The organism is Streptomyces sp. NPDC020898 (assembly GCF_044333925.1).
In the GTDB taxonomy this organism is placed as follows: Bacteria; Actinomycetota; Actinomycetes; order Streptomycetales; family Streptomycetaceae; genus Streptomyces.
In genome coordinates this window covers 365,191-381,989 of record NZ_JBIRRV010000009.1, presented here as the reverse complement: position 1 = coordinate 381,989, position 16,799 = coordinate 365,191, and the positions used below count along the sequence as shown (strand labels likewise).

Genomic DNA, 16,799 nt, shown 5'->3' with positions numbered 1-16,799 from the left:
TGGATGCGCCGCGGGCGTCCGCACCGGCTGGTGGAGCGGAGGTGCCGCTCGTCCTGCACATCGTGAGAGCGTCCGTTCGGAGGCAGGCCTCAGGCCGAGTCCTCCTTCCTCCTGAGCTCGGCCAGCTCGTCGAAAGTACGGATCAGGACTGTGCGTCGCTCGTCCTTGTAACCCGATGAGGGCGCCAAACCGTCGATGCAGCCCTCCCACACCGCCATGTACGTCTTCTTCCACCCCTCGACCACCTCGGCCTCGGGCAGCGACGCCCCCACGTACCCCTGCCGCGCCAGAAGGCTCAGCAACTCCAGGTTGGCCGGCACCGCAACTCCCCAGTACTCGTCGGGCTCGATCTCGACCAGGTCGCCGGCCATCGCGTCCGCCACCTCGGTGATGAGCCGGTCCGTGAGGATCGACAAGTGGTCTGCGGCCGTGTCGTTCTCGAAGTTGCCGGTTCCCCAGTCGCCCACGGGTCTCCTCTGCTGGTCGGGTCCGTACGCAAGGGTTGTATCAGCGCGTACCGACAACCGGGCCGCACGGAGGTGCGGCGGGCCGGGATGCCCGGAGCGACGTGGACAGGCCTCGCGGACGAGAACACCCCGTCGCCCTCGTCCGAGCCGGAGCTATCTTTTACACCGGCAAGCTCATCGAACGACCCGGCGACCCGACGACCCGCCTCAGCCCGGAGCAGCCTCAGAAGGCCATGTGGCAGCCAGGACGCCGGCGGTACCGAAGAAGGGTGAGCAGAAGTGAAGATCGTGGTCGATGATCTCTCCGGCCCGCAGATCGTCGAGTTCCTCGACGAGCACGTTCAGGAGATGCGGTCCATCACCCCGCTGGAGAGCAAGCACGCCCTTGATCTCGACAGTCTTCGCAGCCCTGAGGTCACGTTCTGGTCGGTCATGGACGGGGACACCCTGGTGGGCTGCGGCGCGATCAAAAAGCTGGACGCGGGCCACGCCGAGTTGAAGTCGATGCGCGCGGCGGCGGCACGGAAGCGGAGTGGGATCGCCTCCCGTCTGCTGGACCACATCATCACTGAGGCCCGGCGCATGGGCTTCACCCGGCTGAGCCTCGAGACCGGCGCGGACGAGTTCTTCCTGCCCGCCAGGAAGCTCTATGAGAAGTTCGGATTCGAGTACTGCGAACCGTTCGCGGGCTACCGGCCCGACCCGAACAGCGCGTTCATGACGAGGAAGCTCTAGAACACCGACGGATGGGCGGGCACCGGAGTTGCCGGTGCCGGGTTGATGCTCCGGCACCGGCAGTGAGACATGACCCTGAACTTTCGTTCAGGTCACCTCAGTTGGGGGTCGCCCCGTCCTCAGTACCCCACCCGGAACGTAGCGTCCTGCCGCTCCGTAGCCGTGGAGATCGGGTCGATGCGCAGCACGTAGTTGGCGTGCCGTATGTACCGGGTCGGGTTGTTGTACGACCGGAACGATGCCCACGAGCTGTCCGCCAGCCCCGCCGTCCGATAGAACGTCGCGTCGCCCGCGAACGTCGATGTGCCGTCGTTGACGTCGAGTTGGAGGGCGTAGTTGTAGTGCCGGAGGTAGCGGGTCGGGTAGTTGACCGACTGGAAGGAGACGCCGGCGCTGTCGGCCAGGCCCGGGACGAGTTTCCACTCGGAGTCGGTGTACAGGTCGAAGGGGTACTCGTCGATGCGGGCGACGTAGTTGGCGTGGCGGACGTAACGGGCCGGGAAGTTGTACGACTTGAGGCGGTTCCAGGCGGGGGCGCCCCACTTGGTGAGCAGGTTGTTGTACTCGGCTGTCGTGATCGTCGCGATGCCGCAGTGCTTGGAGTTGACCGGCTGGGTGTACGTCTTCTGGTCGAGCGCGGTCCAGGTGCCCGAGGCCAGGTTGGCCGACTGCCAGGCGTAGAAGACGCCGTTGGGGGTGTAGGTGTCGCCCCAGAGGTACCAGTTGCTGCTGGTCAGTGACTTGAACACGGTCGGGGCCTCGGTGCCGCCGTGCGCCACGCCCGCGCTGAACTCGGTGAAGCTGCCCGGGTTGAGGGAGGTGGAGCGGGCGGACACCAGGGTCTGGTTCTTCTTGAAGAACAGGTAGTTGTAGCCGTTGACGCCGACCGCCATGTTGCCGTCGATCACGTCGTACCCGGGGTCGAAGAAGACCTGCGGCGCCGACGCCGTGACGAAGTCGCTGGTGTAGTTGACCATGATCACGTTGTGGCCGCTGGAGTTGACCGCCGAGTAGATCACCGCGTACTGACCGCGGCCCGCGTCCCAGAACGCCTCGGGTGCCCAGCTGTGCGTGGTCATGTCGTGGAGTTTCAGGCGGCGGTAGCCGGTGAAGGTGCGCAGGTCGGCCGAGTCCCAGACGTGGATGTACTGGCTGTTGTACGACCAGTCCGTGCCCTTGAGGTCCGTGGCGATGGCGACGAAGGTGCCGTCCTGCTTGCGCATGAGGAACGGGTCGCGCAGGCCGAGGGCGCCCGCGGTGGGGGTGACCACGGGGTTGTTCTGGTTCAGCGGCGTCCAGTTGAGCGAGTCGGTGCTGACGGCGAGGTGCAGGCCGTAGTCGGTGCCCGCGCCGAGGCTCGTCGACTCGGTGAAGTAGCACATCACGTACGCCGAGTCGGCTGCGTGGGCGGTACCGGCGCCCAGGGTCATCACGCCGGACATGGCGAGGGGAGTGGTGGCGGCCATGCCGAGGAAGAGCCGGCGGGACGGCTGGGGTCTTGCGCTCATCTTTGTCTCCAAGCGGTGCTGGCGAGGGGGTGGATGCGGGTCCAGGAGTGGAGTGAGCGGCTGCGTGACACGTATGGGGCGAAGGGGGGCGTGAAAGCGCAGCCAAGCAAGCAAATTGACCGATATTTCGAACTAGGTTCGGGAAGTCGATCAGAAGGTAGATCGCCCCACCCTGCTCGTCAATCACTCTGGCAACGCTGTGGGGATTCTTTGCGCACAACCCTCTGTACGCGCCGTGAGTCACCTGGGGGTGTTGAAACCGCTTGTTCCTCTTGGAGGCTGTGCATGCTCTCTCGCCCCGTAAGCCGTACTTTCAGCCGCAAGGCGCTGCGCGTGGCCTCGGCCCTGGCCCTGGCCGTCACCACCGGACTGACCGCCCTGGTCGCCCTGCCCGCCACCGCCGGCGCCGCGGAACCGGCGGCCACCCTGACGAGGGGCCCTGACGGCACCTTCGTTTACACAGCGGCGCCGGGTCAGACCAACAAGGCGAAAGTCGACGCGACGATTGACGGCGGCATGTCACTCAACCTCTTCTTCGCCATCGACGACGTGGTTCCGATCGATGCTCCCGGGGACGACTGCCGCTACCCCGACCCCGCAGACCGCACCAAAGTCTCCTGCGAGCTGTACGCCTATGCCAGCGACGCGGAGTATGTGGCGCTGACCATGAAACTCGGCGACGGCAACGACACCGTCACCGTCAACAGGCAAGCCGATCAGGGCAACTACGCAGTCGCGATCGACCTGGGCACCGGAAACGACAGTTCGATCCAGACCGGTGGCAAAAACGGCAACCTGGTCTACGGCGGACCTGGCAACGACAACATCACCGTGCACGGCAAGGGGCGCGCCTGGGGCCAGGACGGCAAGGACACCATCTCCGTCGACGGCGAGGAAAGCCGCGTGGACGGGGGCACGGGCAATGACCTCATCTACGGGGGCACGGGTCGGCAGATCCTGACGGGGGGCGACGGCAGCGACAGGGTCCTCGGCGGCACCGGCAACGACGTGATCTACGGCAGCCCGGGCAACGACATCCTGTACGGCAACAGCGGCAACGACACGATCCAGGGCAACAGCGGCAACGACAAGCTGTACGGCGGTCCCGGCAAGGACGTCCTCAGCGGCGGCCCCGGCAGCAACGTCGTCCGCCAGGACTGACGCCCTCGCCGTCAACTCGACGCCCGTCTTCGGCCCCCGTCCGGCGGGGGACGGACCCCGTGCCGGAGTACGATGATCCGACCCCCGGCGGAGGACCCGGCGGCGGGTTCCGTTGCTGAGGAGATGCGTGACCGTGGCTGCCCGACGGCTTCCCTCATCGGTCTGGGTCACCGGTCTCACCCTGGGCGCGGTCGGGGTGGTCGCCGCGCTGGCGGTCAAGGCCGAACAGGGTCCGCAGCCCCACGCCACCGCCGCCGCCAGACCCAGCGCGTCCGCCTCGCCGAACCCCTCCGCCAAGCCCAGCCAGGCTGCCGAGGCGGCCGTGCCGGACGGGTCGGGGACCGGGCGGCGGATCGTCTACTCGGTCGGGCAGAAGAGGGTCTGGCTGGTCGACGCGAGCGAGCAGTCCCGCCGTACGTTCGTGGTGTGGCCGGGCTCGGTGAGCCCCGACCTCGGGACGTACACCGTGTCCAAGCGGACCGACGCGCTCACGGGCTCGGACGGCGTGCAGATCGAACACGTCGTGTACTTCGCCGCCCAGTCCGGGGTGAACATCGCCTTCTCCAACGCGCTGGACGGCTCGTCGCCGCCGCCGGTGTCGGGGATAGAGACCGGCGGAATCCGGATGCGGGTCGCGGACGGGGACGCCGTCTGGGGGTTCGGCTCCACGGGGACCACGGTCTCGGTGGTCGAATAACCGAGGTCGCCGAGGCCGCCGAGGTCGGGCCTCACCGTGTGACGGGGGTGAGGCCCTTGCCCTCGCAGAGCGCCCTCGTGTCACATGGCGGATGCAGCGGATGTAGCTTGCACGCTCACCTGCGCGGCGCGGGGAGGGCGCTGCTCGGACTCGGACGAGTCATCGGCCAGCACCCAGATCGCGACCATGACGAGGAAGCCCACGACGAGCAGGGCCGGCAGGCCCAGGATGAGGGCGACCACCCACCACCTGGTCCGTCCCGAGGAGACCTGAGTGTCAGTGTCCTCGTCTTCCGCCGGTCGGCTCCGCGTCGCTCCCATGAGATCCACCCTTCGTCTACTTGCTTCTACCGGCTTTTAGCCGGTCACATCTTGTTTGTTGAGGTGCGCTAGTCGGATTTACGGGCGCCCATCGGCAGGTGGATCACCAGCAGCACCACCCCGCTCAGCAGGAACACCCGCGTCGCCGCGTCCAGTCCGTTCCAGTCCTCCGACTGCCACATGGCGAACCACTCGCCGCCGATCCCGATGAATCCGGCGCCGAACAGCAGCATCAGCATCAGCAGGCCGTACGTCGAGATCTGGCGGGCCCGGTCGAGGTCGCGGCGGATCCACAGCCACGTACCGGCGATGAGGACGAGGGCGGCGAGCGTCTCCCACGCGATGATCGCCACGTACGCCGCGTCCTGGAGGCCCGTCGACGTGATGGCTCTCCACATCAGGTCGTCGTCCTTGAACGTGGTGTCCATCGCGAGGACATGGCGGACGAACTGCTGGTTCGAGTCGAAGTCGGTGATGTTGCCCAGCGCGACCAGAGCTATGTAGAGGGCGACCGTCGCGGTCAGCAGGGTCGCCGTGAGGGTGAGCGCGCTGCCGGTGCTGCGGGTGGGTTGAGGGAGGTGGGGGGTACCTGTCGTGGTCATGAGGCAACTCTATGGATCTGCCCGCACGCCCGCTTGTCGTCGGTGCTCGTCTCCGGCCCGTCTCCCGTTCGGTTGCTGGGAGTTGGGACAGACTGGTCCCCGGAACGACCGACGCGTGCCGTGCAGAGACAGCGGAAACAAGTAGAAGTAGAAGCAGAGACAGGGGACGTACGGATGGCGCAGGCCTCGCGACCGTCGATGCGGCAGCTGATCGATCAGCGCAACCAGGCCGGGTTCATCGGCCGGAGTGCCGAACGGGCCGCGTTCCGGGCCAACTTCGACCTGCCCCCCGACGACGAACGGCACCGCTTCCGCTTTCATGTGCACGGTAACGCCGGGGTCGGAAAGACCTTCCTGGTACGGAAGTTGGAGCAGCAGGCCAAGGAGCGCGGCGCGCTGACCGCGTACGTCGACGAAAGCGTCGGCAGTGTGCCGGAGGCGATGGCGGTGATGTGCCGTCAGTTCGCGGCCCAGGGGCGGCGGTTCAAGGAGCTGGAGCGGCTGCTGGCGGCCCATCGTGAGCGGCGGCACGAGGCCGAGTCCGCCGTGGCGAGCCTCGAACCGCAGCCCGAGAGCGCCTCGGCCGGAAGTCTGACGGCTGCCCGGCTCGGCATCGCCGGGGCCGGACTCCTCCCCGTCGTCGGGCCGTTCGCCGGTGCCGTCCTCGACGCGGACCGGATCGCCCAGGGCGCCGACCGGGTGCGGGCCGGGATCGCCGCGCGGCTGCGCAACCAGGACGACGTACAGCTCGTCCTCGCGCCCGAGCGCGTCCTCACCCCGGTCCTGCTGGCCGAGTTGGACGACATCTGTGTCGCCGTGCCCTGGATCGTGCTGTTCCTCGACACGTACGAGAGGACAGGTCCGTTCCTCGACGGGTGGCTGCACGACATCATGACCACCGACCGGTACGGCGACCTCTCCTTCCCGTCCAACGTCGTCCTTGTCACCGCGGGTCAGCGGCCGTTCGACACCGGGCGCTGGGGCGGCTTCGCCGACTTCGTCAGCGAGGTGCCGCTGGGGCCGTTCACGGAGGCCGAGGCGCGCGGACTGCTCGCCGACAAAGGGGTGCTGGACGAGCCGGTCATCAAGGAGGTGCTGCGTCTGACCGGCGGGCTGCCGGTGCTGGTGTCGACCCTCGCCGAGGCCCGTCCGGCCGATCCGGACGACGTCGGCGACCCGAGCGGGACCGCCGTGGAACGCTTCCTGAAGTGGGAGACGGACCCGGTGCGCCAGGCTGCCGCCCTCGCCTGCGCGCTGCCCCGCCGCCTGGACGCGGACGTCTTCCGGGCCGCCCTCCCCGCCGCCATGCGGACGCTGGACGAGGCCGAACTGGACGTCCTGTTCGGGTGGTTGAGGTCGCTGGCCTTCGTCAGCGACCGGGGCGACCGCATCCTGTACCACGATGTCGTACGGGCGCCCATGCTCCGTCTCCAGCGCCGCCGTTCCCCGCGCCGCTGGGCGGAGCAGCACGCCGGCCTCGCCGACACCTTCGCGAGCTGGCGTAGCGAGGCCGAAGTGCCGTTGCCCACCGATGAGTTGTGGGCGGCGGAGGAGTGGCGGGAGCTGCGGCTCGCGGAGTCGTACCACCTGCTGTGCGCGTCGCCTCGTACCGCGCTGCCCGTCGTCCTGCGGGACATCGTCGACGCCTGCGACCACGGGGAGGCCGTCGCCCGGCGCTGGGCGCGCGTGCTGGTCGAGGCGGGGGACGACAACGAGGCGCCTGCTGTTCGCAGTTGGGGGCACGATCTGCTCGGCGCGCTCGCCGGGGACGGGGCGGACGGGGTGCTCGACGCGCTCGCGCTGCTGCTCAACCGTGGTGGGCTCGACGCGCACGGGCAGGCCGTCGCGCGCATGCTGCGCGGGCGCGAACTGCGCAAGAGCGGGGAGTACGAGAAGGCCCTCGGCGAGTACGAACAGGCCGTCGCCCTCGATCCGGAACTGGAGCGCGCCTACTACGGCCGGGGCGTCACCCGCGCCGAACAGCGCGACTACGCCGCCGCCATCGCCGACCTCGACCGGGCCGACGAACTGGCCCCCGACACGGCCCGCATCCTCTTCGTCCGCGGCGACTACCACCGCATCCTCGGCCACGGCGAGGAGGCGATCCGCGACCTTGACCGGGCCGTCGTCCTCGGCCCCGACCTGGCCGGCGCCTGGGCGTCGCGGGGTGTGATCCGGCACAGCACCGGCGACACCGGGCAGGCCCTCGCCGACCTCGACCGGGCTCTCGAACTGGACCCCGAGCATGTGTGGGCGCTGGTCCGGCGTGCCCGGGTGCACCGCTCGCGCGGGGAGCAGGCCGGTCAACTGGCCGACCTGGACCGGGCGGTGGCCCTCGGCCCGGAGCTGGCCTGGGTCGCGTGCGAGCGCGGTGACGCGCTGCGGGTCGCCGACCGCGACGCCGATGCCCTCGCCGACTACGACCGGGCCCTCGAACTCGACCCGGCGTACGCGTCGGCGTACGCCAGCCGGGGCGTCTCGCGCAGCCGACTCGGGCGCCACGAGGAGGCGTTGGCCGACCTAGGCAAGGCGCTGGAGCTGTATCCGTCGTACGCCTGGGCGCTGGTGCAGCGGTCGGTGGTGCACCGGCGGGCCGACGGGTACGAGGCGTCGTACGAAGACGCCCACCGGGCGGTCGAGTTGGAGCCTCGGAGCGCGTGGGCGCTGTGGAACCGGGGCGAGGCGCTGCGCTGCCTGGGCCGGTTCGAGGAGGCCCGATCCGACTTGGATCGGGCGCTGGAGCTGGCGCCGGACAGTGTGTGGGCGATCGGGTGCCGGGGCGCCGTACTGCACGAACTGCGGTTGTACGGCGAGGCGTTGGCGGATCTGGACCGGGCCGTCGCACTCGACCCGGACGGGGCGTGGCACCTCATGCGCCGGATCATGACGCTGCTGGCGGTGGGCAGGCCAGAGGATGCCCGCAGGGACCTCGCGCGCTACCTCGTGATCGGCGACGATCTGGCCTGGGCGCACCACACCCTCGCGCAACTCCACCTTCTGGAGGATCGCCCCGAGGACGCGGCGGCGGCGCTGGCGCAGGCCGCGCACCACGGGCTGGTGGAGCCGGCCGGTCTGGAGGAGCTGGCGCGCACCCGGCGCAAAGCGGGGGAGTGGGCGGCGGCGCGGGAGACGGCGGAGCGGATGCGCGCCCTGCACGAGGCCGGCGGTGTCTTCTGTCTCGCCCTCGCGGTGGGCGGCGAGGAGGGCGCGGAGGCCGCCCGGCCCCTCTGGCGGGAGGCGGCCCGGCTTGCCTCCGGCTGGGAGCTGACCGAGGGCGCGTCCGACTTCCTGCACGCGGTCATCGCGGCGGGCCTCGGCGACTGGGCGGCCCTGGACGAACGCCTCGGCGACCTGCTCACGGGGACGCGGGAATGGGCCGACGTGGCGTGGCTGGCCGATCTGCTGGCGGAGCTGGCGGCGGCGCCGGGGGTGGCGGAGGCCGACGGGGAGCGGATCGCTGTACGCCTGGAGCGGGTGCGTGAGGCACGGGAGGGGATCCGGGGGCGGTACGCGGAGTGACGCAGGCGGAAAGGGCGTGCAGGGAGGGCGTGCGGGCAGGGCGTGGGGAGGGTGCGGCAACGGTGTGGCGAGGGCGTAAGCCTGCCGATTGGTGACCAGACGGGATCACTCGTGCCCACTCATGTCACATTCCGCATACCAATCCGGCCCCTGAACAGACGGTTCACGGTCGATTACAGTGCTGAGCTGTTGATCGTACGAACGCTGCTGTGAGGGAGGTCCGAGGTGGGTGTGATGACGTCCGGCGGCGTGACCGGTGCCGCGTCCGGCGCCATCTGGGGCCGGTCCGAACAGCAGGACTTCCGCAGCCGGGTCCGCGGCACCCTGCTCGGTGCGGCCCTCGGCGACGCCCTGGGGGCCCCGCTCGACGGGCTCACCCTCGACGCCATCCACGCGGCGTACGGCGCGGAGGGCCTCACCGATCTCGGCTTCGCGTACGGCAGACGCGGCGCGATCACCGGACTCACCCAGCTCACCCTCTTCACCCTGGACGGCCTGATCCGCGCCCAGGTACGCCGTGACACCGGCGCCTGGCACCCGCCGACCGACCTGCACCGCGCCTACCGCCGCTGGGCGGCCACCCAGAGCGACTGGGGCCCCGACGAACGCCGCAAGGACGACGGCTGGCTGGCCCGCGAGGAGTGGCTGTACGCCCCCCGCGACCCGGCCCTCGCCTGTCTGCTCGGCCTCGGCGACGAGACGATGGGCACCCTGGACGCGCCCAAGAACCCCGGCGAGGCCGGGGCGGAGGCGGCGGCCCGCTCGGGCCCGTTCGGGCTCCTGGTCGGCTGGGAACCGCAGCTGGTGATGCAGCTGGCGGTGGAGTGCGCCGCGCAGACCCACGGCCACCCGACGGCGTACCTGGCGGCGGGCGCGTACGCCGTGATCGTGCACGCCCTGGCGCGCGGCGAGGGCATGGATCCGGGCGTGCAGCGGGCGCTGGCACTGCTGTCGGCCAGACCCGGCCAGCAGCCGGTGGCGGAGGCCCTCCAGCGCGCCCTGGGCGCCGTACGCCAGGGCATCCCGTCCCCCGCGCGGGTTGACGACCTGGCCGGCGCCGGCACGGCGGAGGGCCTCCTGTCGGTGGCGGTCTACTGCGCCCTCGTCGGCGAGGACATCCGCCACGGTCTGGCCCTGGCGGTGAACCAGAGCGGCCCGTCGGCCGCGGCGGGCGCCCTGACCGGCGGCCTGCTGGGCGCCCTGCACGGCGAGACGGCCCTCCCGCCCGCCTGGCTGGCGGAGCTGGAGGGCCGTCCGACGATGCTGGTCGTCGCGGACGACTTCGCCATGGAGATGACCCAGGGACCGGCACTGCACGGGCCGGCGGGGTCCTCCCCGGGGTGGCTCACGAGGTATCCGCGGGCCTGAGACGGTGCGGGGCTCCGGATCAGAACTCGCACCAGATCTGGGAGCCGTTGTCGGGCAGCAACGTGTCCTTGACCCATCCGGCGGAGCCGTCGGTGTCATTCCTGACGTACGTCCAGCTGCCGCCGTCGCCGGCCGTCCAGCAGTGGTAGTCCAGGACGTTCCGGTTGTCGGCGTAACCGGTGACCCCGCAGCCCGTGCTGGAGCCGCTGCGCTGGTTCGCGCTGACGCCCGCCGTCTGCCTCGGCCACGACCTGTCGTCCTTGTCGCCGACGGTCCGGCCGCAGTACGCCGCCGAGGAGGCGGGCCCGGCCGTCGCGACCACGACCAGGGGAACGGCGAGGGCGGTCACGCTCGCGGTCACGATTCCGTATCTGGTCAGGCTGGACCGGAAGTTTGTGAACACTTTCTCTCCTCAGTGTGGGGAATGTGTGATGACGTAGACAGACGGTCGCAGTGGGACAGCGGGGGCGGCCAGGAAAGCGGCACGCAACTGACCCGCAATTGACCCGCAACTGACCGGACGCTCTCGCAGCTCACGGGGGCGCGGCGGCGGGACGGTTGGGGCCACCGGGCGGCGGGGCCAGGGGAGTTGCCGATGCTGGGTGAGTTGCTGCGGGACCACCGGCGCCGACTGGGGCTCACCCAGGAGGAGTTGGCGGACCGGGCGGGCGTGAGCGTGCGCACGGTCTGCCATGTGGAGACCGGTCGTATCGAGCGGCCGAGGCCCGCCACCGTACGGCGGTTGACCGACGCGCTCGCCCTGACGGCAGCGGACCTGGACGAGTTCCAGCGGGCGGCGACCGGCATCCCGCACGCGCCGGCCCCCTCGTCCCCGTCGTCCCCGGAAACGAAGCCGATGCCGGAGTACAGGGAGCTGGGCTCCTCAGTACCGGCCCAACTCCCGCCCGCGCACCCGGGTTTCACCGGCCGGACCGAGCAACTGGCCAGACTCGACGCACTGTTGGACGGCGGGCCGGAGCAGGCATCCACCGGCGCGGTGGTGATCTCCGCCATCGCGGGCACCGCGGGCGTGGGCAAGACGGCCCTCGCGGTGCACTGGGCGTCACGGGTGGCCGACCGCTTCCCGGACGGGCAGCTGTACGTGAACCTGCGCGGCTTCCATCCGACCGGCGCGGTGATGACGTCGGCGGAGGCGGTACGGGTGTTCCTGGACGCCTTCGAGGTCCCGGCCGACCGCGTACCGTCCGCCACCCAGGCCCAGTTCGGCCTGTACCGGAGCCTGTGCGCCGGCAAGCGGGTGCTCGTCCTGCTGGACAACGCGCGCGACGCCGAGCAGGTCAGACCGCTGCTGCCGGGCGCCCCGGGCTGCCTGGCGCTGGTCACCAGCCGTAGCCGGCTCACGGGCCTGGTCGTGGCCGACGGCGCCCAGCCGCTCCGCGTCGACCTGCTGACCGTGACCGAGGCCAGGCAGCTGCTGGCCCACCGGCTCGGCCCCGCCCGGCTGTCGGAGGACCCGGGAGCGGTCACGGAGATCATCCGCCGCTGCGCCCGCCTCCCCCTCGCCCTGTCGGTCGTGGCCGCCCGCGCGGCCACCGACCCGCACTTCCGGCTGGCCGAGTTCGCGAGCGAACTGCGCGCTGGAGGCGCCGGGTTGGACCCGTTCACCGACGACGACCCCGCGACGGACGTACGGGCGGTGTTCTCCTGGTCGTACCACCGGCTGAGCCCCGGAGCGGCCCGCCTCTTCCGCCTCCTGGGCCTGCACCCCGGCCCGGACGTCACCGCCCCCGCGGCGGCCGGCCTGACCGGCCTGAGACCCGGCGAGGTACGCCCGCACCTGGCCGAACTGACCCGGGCCCACCTGCTCGACCAGCACGCGCCGGGCCGCTACACCCTGCACGACCTGCTCCGCGCGTACGCCACCGAACTCACCGAGGAACACGACTCGCCAGGCGACAGACACACCGCCCTGCACCGCCTCCTCGACCACTACCTGCACAGCGCGGCCACCGCGTCCGAGGCCCTCAGCTGGTACCGGGACCCGATCGCCCTGCCGGACCCGGACCCCGCCGTCGTACGCACCCAACTCGACGGTCCCGCACAGACATTGGCCTGGTTCACGGCCGAACTGCCCAACCTGACGGCGGCGGTACGGCGGGCCGCCCGAGCCGGATTCGAGACCCACGCCTGGCAGCTGGCCTGGACCCTGGTGAGCTACTTCGACCTCGCCGGCCACTGGGAGGAATGGGTTGGCACGCACCAGCAGGCGCTCGACGCGACCCGACGCACCGGCGACACCGTCGGCGAGGCACGCACCCGGCGCAACCTCGCCCGCGTCCGCTCCCGGCAGGGCCGCCACCAGGACGCCCTCGTCCACCTGCGCCGCGCACTGGCCCTCGCCCGCGAACTCGGCGACCCGGTCGGCCAGGCACAGGCGCTGCGCAACATGAGTACGGTGCTCGGCCGCCGCGACCGCCACACGGACGCGCTGGACCTCGCACGGCAGGCCCTGAGCCTGTTCCAGACCGCCGGACACCGCATCGGCCAGGGCAGGGTCCTGAACCAGATCGCCTGGCACCTGTCGTTCCTCGGCGACCACAAACAGGCCGTCGACTACTGCCGACGGTCCCTGCGCATCCTCCGGGAACTGGGCGACCGCGACGGCGAGGGCGCCACCTGGGACACCCTGGGCTGCGCCCACCACCACCTCGGCGACCACCGCGAGGCGATCACCTGCCTCACCCACTCCCTGCGCCTGCGCCGCGAACGCGACGACCTCCGCGAGATCGCGGAAACCCTGGACCACCTGGCCGAGGCCCACCAGTCCGTCGGCAACCCGACCGAGGCGGCGACCTGCTGGCGGGGCGCGCTGCACCTCCTGGACCAGCTCGGGCACACGGACGCCGACCGCGTCCGGCAGCGGTTACGGGGTGCGGCGACACCCCCGGACGCGCTGCACCCGGCGTAGGGCTGTGGCGGTTCCGGCGCGCGATCAGCACATCGTGGAGAGGCCTCCAGGATCACTTCTCCCGCCGTTCACCTGCCACAAGATCATCCTGCGTAGCGTCGATCCCCGACCGGTCCGGCACGGACAACCCGGTGCGGGTATGTCATGTGCGCGGAAAAACGAGGGGATGCACCATGCGTAGACAGAGGATGATCGCGGCCGTCACCGGATGTGCCGCGGCGGCCGTCATGGCCGGCGCGATACCCGCCCACGCCGAGGGGAACTGGAGCTCCAGCATGAACGGGGTCCGCACCGGGTTCAACTCCCGGACGTGGACCGACAACAACAACGACAGCGTCAGCACGTCCATCTCCCTCAGCGGATGCAGCAACGGGGGACAGGGCGCCCCCGTCGACAACACGCAGCTGCAGCTGACCCGCGAGACCTCGATCGTCGAGCCCGACGAGGACCGCGGCCGCTACACCTTCAACTGTGCGAGCTCGGCCTCCCACGCCTTCGGTGACCAGCCCAAGGGCGACTACCACTTCACCGTGACGAAGATCCAGGACAGTTCCTCGGGTTACTACCTGAAGGTCGACTCGGTCTCTGTCCGTTACTGAGCCGAGTGTGCTGAAGGACCGTCATTTTCTGTGAGCAAGAAGGCTGTGAGGCTGTGTCCGTCGAGTTCGCCACCTGTACCTATCAGTACCGGCGGGGCCCGGTCGTCCTCGACGGACTCAGCTTCGCGTTCCGCCCGGGCCGTACGGTGCTGCTCGGGCCCAACGGCGCGGGCAAGACCACGCTGCTGGCGCTCGCCGCCTCCGCTCTGAAACCCAGGTCCGGCACCGTCTCCTTCGCGGGACTCGACCCCGCCGCACGCTCCCAACTACGCGCCTACCGGCGCCAGGTCGGGTGGATGCCCCAGCACATCACCGCCGTTCCCGGTATGACCTGCCGGGAACAGGTCGCCTACGCCGGGTGGCTCAAGGGCATGTCACGACGCGAGGCCTGGGACGAAGCCCTGGAGGCACTCGGGCGCGTGGGGCTCGCCAAGAAGGCGGACCAGCAGGCGGCATCGCTGTCCGGGGGACAGCTGCGCCGGGTCGGGGTCGCGCAGACGCTGGTGCACTCCTCCCGGCTCGTCCTGATGGACGAACCGACAGCGGGCCTCGACCCCGCGCAGCGCGGCACCTTCCGGAAGGTCGTCGACCAACTCTCCGAGAGCGCCGACGTCGTCGTCTCCACACACCAGACCGAGGACCTCTCCGAGGTCTACGACCACGTCGTCGTCCTGTCGGACGGGACGGTCCGATTCAGCGGGACCGTCGAGGAGTTCTACGCCCGGGCCCCGGACGACACAGCGGCGGGCCGCGTCGCGGACGGCGCCTACGCGACTGTTCTCGGCGGGGGCGAGACATGGTGATGTTCCGCCTCCACCCGCGCGCCAACTCCGCTGTTCTCGCCGCCCCCTTGCTGCTGTGCATCGTCGCCGTCTATGTCTCCTCGGACTACGTCGCGGGGGATCTGGACGGCTACTGGACCGCGGCCACCGCCAAGGCCGCCTCGGCTCTGATCTTCATCGCCCCGGTCACCGCGGCCTGCGCCGCCTGGGAAGCCGGAAGAATCCGCCGCGCCAGGATCGGGGACGGTACCCCGACCCGCAACGGGTGGCAGATCGCCGCAGCGGCCCTCGCGCCGGTCGTACTGCTGGGCTTCCTCGCCCTCTCGGCGGCACTCGCCGTGGTCCGCCTGCACATGGAGTCCGCCCCGGGATGGCCGGACGCCCGGATCATCGCCTCGGCCGGGGTCATCGTGTGCGCCCATGTCATCGCCGGCTACGCGATCGGCATGTGGCTGCCCACGGTGGCCGCCGTCCCGGTGGTACTGGTCGGCGACTACCTGTGGAACGTGTACCCGCCCGCGCTGCAGCCCCTGTGGCTGCGCCACCTCACCCGGCCGGCCTCCGGCTGCTGCATGAACACCTCGGCGGTCGACCCGGCGGGCATCGTCGGACCCGCCCTGGTGGCGATCGGCCTGGCCGCCGTGGCCGTCGCCGCCGCCGCTGTCTCCCGGCACACACCGCGCCTGGGGGGCCTGCCCGGCTTCGTCCCGTACGTGGGTGCCGCACTGGCGTTGACCGCCGCCGCGGCCACCACCTCGGCCAGTGTCGCCCTGGTGGACGGACTCGGCCCCGACGCGATCCGGGCGCGCCCGGCGGCCGATCTGGTCTGCTCCGACCCCCAGGGCACCCGGGTGTGCGTCTGGCCCGAACACGCGCCTCGTCTCACCGAGACGGCCCGCGTCGTGAGCGAGGCGGCCGCACGCCTGCGCCTCGTCGGAGTGACGTCACCGGATGTCATCACCGAGAACAACAACCAGAAGCCCGGGCCGAGACAGCCGAGCCAGCCGGGACAGTGGACGGTGACAGTCCGGCAGGACCCCGGCTTCACCAGCCAGGACATCGTGACCAGCCTCATCTCCGATCTCACCGTGACCCTGGTCGACAGCACACACAACGAGAGCCACGCGCACGCGAACTGCCCGGCGGACCCGGCCACGGCCGCACAACGGGCCTTCGACGCCGAGGATGAACTCCGCAGCTGGCTCGCCGTGCGCGCCGGCATGACTCCCCAGGAAGCCCGCCTCCGCTCCGACCCGCGGATATGGGAGCCCGTCGGACACGTCCTCGACGCCCCCCTGAGCAGCCAGAAAGCCTGGTACCGCGCCACCCTCGCCGAGGTGCGGTGCATGCCACGATGACCTGGTGGCTCCACACGCGGCGCGTACCCCTGCTCGTGATCGTCACCGCCGGGTTCTGGGCCGTATGCCTGACCCTGGGGAACAGCAGTCTGCCGCTGCCCCAACTGGGCGGAGCGACCTCGGCGAACGTCCCGCTCCTGCTCTTCGCCCCCCTCGCCCCGGCCATCGCCCTGAACACGTGCTACGGCACACCCACCGCCGTCGAGACGACAGCGCTGCGCCGGATCGCCGCCCTCGATTCCCTGCTCGCCGTCGCGGTCGTGGCGGCGACGGCCGCCGTGGCAGCGCCGGTTGCGGCGGGCTGGATCAGCGGTGTCGACGACCTCACGGTCGGGACGATCGAGTCGGCGGTCCGCAACGTGGCCTGTTACACCGGGCTCGCCCTCATCGGTAGAGCGGCCGTGGGCACGCACGCGTCGACAGTGATTCCGACGCTGTACGCCCTGATCGTCTCCGTCATGGGCTACGGGCCGGAACAGACCGCCCACTGGTGGGCGTGGCCGGCGGCCCAGCCCTCCGACACCCTCTCGTGGGCCGGATCCTCCGCCCTCCTGCTGACCGGCCTCTACCGGACGGCCTTGGGGGACTTTCCGGGGCGCACGTGAGGTGTAGGTCGTTGTGAGAGGCGGGGGCGGTGCCGCCCAGGCCGTGTTTCCCACCCAGCCGCCCGTCTCGGCCCGTTTGCCAGGCGTCCTTGAACTTCTCGGTGGCGGCCGGCATTTCCAGCCCGTCCGGCGCTTGGGACGGGTAGGCG

15 protein-coding genes are annotated in these 16,799 nt (G+C 70.8%); 10 read left to right on the top strand and 5 right to left on the bottom strand.

The annotated features are described in order from the left end of the window. Nucleotides 1-89 precede the first annotated feature (89 nt). A complete protein-coding gene (locus ACH4TV_RS28535) occupies nt 90-467 on the bottom strand; it encodes a DUF4259 domain-containing protein (RefSeq protein ID WP_398402954.1) in 378 nt (125 codons plus the stop codon). A gap of 279 nt (nt 468-746) precedes the next feature. Between ACH4TV_RS28535 and ACH4TV_RS28530 the strand changes: the two genes are divergently transcribed. After that, entirely contained in the window at nt 747-1,202 is a 456-nt protein-coding gene (locus ACH4TV_RS28530) for a GNAT family N-acetyltransferase (RefSeq protein ID WP_398402952.1), read from the top strand. Nucleotides 1,203-1,321: 119 nt separating this feature from the next. Here the strand turns inward: ACH4TV_RS28530 and ACH4TV_RS28525 are convergent, their stop codons facing one another. Beyond that, a complete protein-coding gene (locus ACH4TV_RS28525; RefSeq protein ID WP_398402950.1) occupies nt 1,322-2,710 on the bottom strand; it encodes a glycoside hydrolase family 43 protein in 1,389 nt (462 codons plus the stop codon). Nucleotides 2,711-2,995: 285 nt separating this feature from the next. Between ACH4TV_RS28525 and ACH4TV_RS28520 the strand changes: the two genes are divergently transcribed. Beyond that, nucleotides 2,996-3,871 (top strand): calcium-binding protein, encoded by an 876-nt coding sequence (locus ACH4TV_RS28520; protein ID WP_398402949.1) that lies wholly within the window; start codon nt 2,996-2,998, stop codon nt 3,869-3,871. Nucleotides 3,872-3,998: 127 nt separating this feature from the next. Further along, complete coding sequence (locus tag ACH4TV_RS28515; protein ID WP_398402947.1) at nt 3,999-4,568, top strand: hypothetical protein; 570 nt, start codon at nt 3,999-4,001, stop codon at nt 4,566-4,568. Nucleotides 4,569-4,648: 80 nt separating this feature from the next. Here the strand turns inward: ACH4TV_RS28515 and ACH4TV_RS28510 are convergent, their stop codons facing one another. Further along, nucleotides 4,649-4,888, bottom strand: coding sequence for a hypothetical protein (locus tag ACH4TV_RS28510; RefSeq protein ID WP_398402945.1), 240 nt, complete (start codon nt 4,886-4,888; stop codon nt 4,649-4,651). A 68-nt stretch (nt 4,889-4,956) separates the two neighbouring features. Further along, nucleotides 4,957-5,490, bottom strand: a complete 534-nt coding sequence (locus ACH4TV_RS28505) for a DUF2165 domain-containing protein (protein WP_398402943.1) — start codon at nt 5,488-5,490, stop codon at nt 4,957-4,959. A gap of 174 nt (nt 5,491-5,664) precedes the next feature. Here ACH4TV_RS28505 and ACH4TV_RS28500 point away from each other — a divergent pair, with 174 nt between their 5' ends. Beyond that, nucleotides 5,665-9,009, top strand: a complete 3,345-nt coding sequence (locus ACH4TV_RS28500) for a tetratricopeptide repeat protein (RefSeq protein ID WP_398402942.1) — start codon at nt 5,665-5,667, stop codon at nt 9,007-9,009. A 234-nt stretch (nt 9,010-9,243) separates the two neighbouring features. Then, on the top strand, nt 9,244-10,377 hold the full coding sequence (locus tag ACH4TV_RS28495) for an ADP-ribosylglycohydrolase family protein (protein WP_398403024.1): 1,134 nt from the start codon (nt 9,244-9,246) through the stop codon (nt 10,375-10,377). Between the two features lie 19 nt (nt 10,378-10,396). Here the strand turns inward: ACH4TV_RS28495 and ACH4TV_RS28490 are convergent, their stop codons facing one another. Continuing rightward, nucleotides 10,397-10,780, bottom strand: a complete 384-nt coding sequence (locus ACH4TV_RS28490; protein ID WP_398402940.1) for an SH3 domain-containing protein — start codon at nt 10,778-10,780, stop codon at nt 10,397-10,399. A gap of 192 nt (nt 10,781-10,972) precedes the next feature. On the opposite strand from ACH4TV_RS28490, the gene ACH4TV_RS28485 reads away from it, so the two are divergent. The 5 genes from ACH4TV_RS28485 (at nt 10,973) to ACH4TV_RS28465 (ending at nt 16,650) form a co-directional block, all read left to right on the top strand. Beyond that, a complete protein-coding gene (locus ACH4TV_RS28485) occupies nt 10,973-13,306 on the top strand; it encodes an ATP-binding protein (protein ID WP_398402938.1) in 2,334 nt (777 codons plus the stop codon). 173 nt (nt 13,307-13,479) lie between these two features. After that, entirely contained in the window at nt 13,480-13,905 is a 426-nt protein-coding gene (locus ACH4TV_RS28480; RefSeq protein WP_398402937.1) for a hypothetical protein, read from the top strand. 53 nt (nt 13,906-13,958) lie between these two features. Then, the gene (locus ACH4TV_RS28475; RefSeq protein WP_398402935.1) at nt 13,959-14,708 is read left to right on the top strand and encodes an ATP-binding cassette domain-containing protein; all 750 of its coding nucleotides are present in this window, start codon (nt 13,959-13,961) and stop codon (nt 14,706-14,708) included. Further along, the gene (locus ACH4TV_RS28470; protein ID WP_398402933.1) at nt 14,702-16,045 is read left to right on the top strand and encodes a hypothetical protein; all 1,344 of its coding nucleotides are present in this window, start codon (nt 14,702-14,704) and stop codon (nt 16,043-16,045) included. The genes ACH4TV_RS28475 and ACH4TV_RS28470 overlap by 7 nt, the downstream gene beginning before the upstream one ends. Further along, a complete protein-coding gene (locus ACH4TV_RS28465; protein WP_398402932.1) occupies nt 16,042-16,650 on the top strand; it encodes a hypothetical protein in 609 nt (202 codons plus the stop codon). The genes ACH4TV_RS28470 and ACH4TV_RS28465 overlap by 4 nt, the downstream gene beginning before the upstream one ends. Nucleotides 16,651-16,799 lie beyond the last annotated feature (149 nt).

Coding starts and splice junctions, on each gene's coding strand:
- ACH4TV_RS28525 (WP_398402950.1), bottom strand. CDS start 2,710: ATGAGCGCAAGACCCCAGCCGTCCCGCCGGCTCTTCCTCGGCATGGCC.
- ACH4TV_RS28520 (WP_398402949.1), top strand. CDS start 2,996: ATGCTCTCTCGCCCCGTAAGCCGTACTTTCAGCCGCAAGGCGCTGCGC.
- ACH4TV_RS28510 (WP_398402945.1), bottom strand. CDS start 4,888: ATGGGAGCGACGCGGAGCCGACCGGCGGAAGACGAGGACACTGACACT.
- ACH4TV_RS28505 (WP_398402943.1), bottom strand. CDS start 5,490: ATGACCACGACAGGTACCCCCCACCTCCCTCAACCCACCCGCAGCACC.
- ACH4TV_RS28500 (WP_398402942.1), top strand. CDS start 5,665: ATGGCGCAGGCCTCGCGACCGTCGATGCGGCAGCTGATCGATCAGCGC.
- ACH4TV_RS28495 (WP_398403024.1), top strand. CDS start 9,244: ATGACGTCCGGCGGCGTGACCGGTGCCGCGTCCGGCGCCATCTGGGGC.
- ACH4TV_RS28485 (WP_398402938.1), top strand. CDS start 10,973: ATGCTGGGTGAGTTGCTGCGGGACCACCGGCGCCGACTGGGGCTCACC.
- ACH4TV_RS28480 (WP_398402937.1), top strand. CDS start 13,480: ATGCGTAGACAGAGGATGATCGCGGCCGTCACCGGATGTGCCGCGGCG.
- ACH4TV_RS28470 (WP_398402933.1), top strand. CDS start 14,702: ATGGTGATGTTCCGCCTCCACCCGCGCGCCAACTCCGCTGTTCTCGCC.
- ACH4TV_RS28465 (WP_398402932.1), top strand. CDS start 16,042: ATGACCTGGTGGCTCCACACGCGGCGCGTACCCCTGCTCGTGATCGTC.